This is a genomic window from Pseudochrobactrum lubricantis, from assembly GCF_041929865.1.
GTDB classification, from domain to species: Bacteria; Pseudomonadota; Alphaproteobacteria; order Rhizobiales; family Rhizobiaceae; genus Pseudochrobactrum; species Pseudochrobactrum saccharolyticum.
The window spans coordinates 1-683 of the sequence record NZ_JBHEEE010000054.1; the positions used below are offsets into that span (position 1 = coordinate 1).

Consider the following 683-nt stretch of genomic DNA (forward strand, 5'->3'; position numbering starts at 1 on the left):
AGCCCCGATGCGCCGGTCATTCATTTCACCGATGACGATATTCTCTCGACCGATGAGCAGACATTCACCCCGTTCTTCGGTCTGTCGGATACGATCAATGGTGTCTCCGCAACTTATCCGTCCTTCACTGACGGTTGGGTGATGAAGTCCGCGCCATCCTTGTTCCGTACTGATCTGGAAGCCTTGCACGGCAACCGGCGCTTGATGGCTAAAGTTGAACTGAACTTTGTGCCATATGCTGAACAAGTGCAGCGGCTTATGAAGTCGGCTCTTGAAGAGGGCCAGCGGGCGCGGCGGCACACTCTGGTCATTCCACCGAAATTCTGGGCGTATGCTGTGCCTGGCGTTATATGGGCATGGACTTCCAAGCGCAACGGTTATGTCAATAAGCTGATGCGGATTGATGGCTCGGTAGACCGTGCCAATCTTGATGTTATGGCCGATATGACTGAGGTTGACCCGTCAGACTATGATTGGGAAAGCAGCACTGATTATCGTCCACCGGTGGATGGTGCAGTTGGTGCAATGCGTCCGCTGCCGACACCGATCTTCGACTTTGCTGTTACACCAGATATTGCTCAAGACAGTAACGGCAATAATCGCCGTTGTGGCATTCGATTGGTCTGGGATGGTGAAGTGACCGGCGTTGATACGGTTATGTTTGAGGTGCGTCTCAAATCATC

The 683-nt window shown here is 52.7% G+C and carries 1 pseudogene; it reads left to right on the forward strand.

The features are described from left to right. Positions 1 to 683, forward strand: a pseudogene (locus tag JNC80_RS20005) (phage tail protein); the annotation flags it as partial.